Source organism: Bradyrhizobium sp. i1.15.2 (assembly GCF_040548425.1).
Lineage (GTDB): Bacteria > Pseudomonadota > Alphaproteobacteria > Rhizobiales > Xanthobacteraceae > Bradyrhizobium > Bradyrhizobium canariense.
The window spans coordinates 1-1347 of sequence record NZ_JBEPRQ010000084.1 but is presented as its reverse complement, the minus strand read 5'-3'; the positions used below and the strand labels follow the sequence as shown (position 1 = coordinate 1347).

Here is a 1347-nt window from a genome sequence, read left to right as displayed (position 1 = left end):
TGGCTCAGAGAACTCTTGTGCCTGTTCCTGATCCAGCTCTGGCGCACGCCCGCCTGTCCGGCCCCGCTCAATTCGGCTTCTTAACGGACGACTATCGACCCGGAACTCTGTTCAGACAACCGGTACCAACTCTGCCTCGCCGGGAAGGCGATGTGAGAGGTCCTCCGCAAGAACGGTCACATTTGGATGCTTCAGAAGGGAACGATGATCGCCAGGAAGAGGGGGCCCTTCAACGACGCTCTCGAAAGCAGCGTGCCATGGAGTTGCTGCGCTAGTGGACTCCCGAGTGTAATAGACGCAGAGCGCCGAAACCTTCTTAGGCACGTATAGTTTGCCCGCGCGAATATGGCGAATGAACAATTGGAAGATTTCCTCAAGCGCCGGTACACCGATTTTCCATGCACCGAAAGCAGCGCTCGCGAGCGTAGCGAAGTCACCCGGCCGAATTTCCATGGTTGCATCGTGTTCAGGCGACAATCCTCCCTCGTCGACAAGGAATGCAAGGAATTCAGACCATTCCTGGTCCAAGGTGAGAGTGGAAGGCGTCCCTAGCGCCGACGGATGGGCACTATCGATCATTGCCACTAAATCGACCCTCACGTTTGCAGAGATTAGTATCCCAGCAACGGCGTGGGCGAGCACACCGCCAAAGGACCATCCGGCGAGCGTACAAGCCATGTCCGGCAGCACAGGCACAATAGCCCGAGCATAGACTTGGGCGATCTCGTCAATCGAACCGACCTTCAGGAGTTCGTGACCGAACTCTAGGGCATGTATACCGTAGATGGTCTGTGTAGCTGGCAGCGCCCGCGCGAGGTCATTATAGATGCTCAGCCCTCCGCCAAGGGCGTGACAGAGGATAAGTGGCTGACTGTTCGCAAGTCGAAGCGGAATAAGTTGGCTCGCAGATTTCCGATGGTTCTTCGATGCGGGGCGCACCTTCTCGGCGCACTGATCGAGACGAGGATTCGTGAAATGCACGGAAAGATCGAGGATCAGACCCCGCCGCCGGAGTTGCTCAAGCACTTGCAGCGCTAGCAGCGAATGTCCACCGAGGTCGAAGAAGTTGTCGTGGCGGCCGACCCGCGCCACACCGAGAAGCTCCGCCCAGAGCTGCGCCAGCGCGGTCTCGGTCTCGCCCCGCGGCGGCTCATAGGCCGCGCGCGCATAGGCCGCATCCTCAGGCATCGGCAGCGCGTTGCGGTCGAGCTTGCCGTTTGCCGTCAGCGGCAGCCCCGCCAGCCGCACAAACGCAGCCGGCACCATGTAGTCGGGCAGCCGCGCACTCACATGCGCGCGCAACGTGCCGGCAAGGTCAGATCCCTCAGCTTCGCCGGCGTGCTCCGC

General features: G+C 60.3%; 1 protein-coding gene. It reads right to left on the bottom strand.

Annotated elements, in window-relative coordinates:
- Positions 1–111: 111 nt before the first annotated feature.
- Positions 112–1347 (bottom strand): thioesterase domain-containing protein (locus tag ABIB80_RS39305; protein ID WP_354129651.1); only part of this gene is annotated, 1236 nt, incomplete at its 5' end.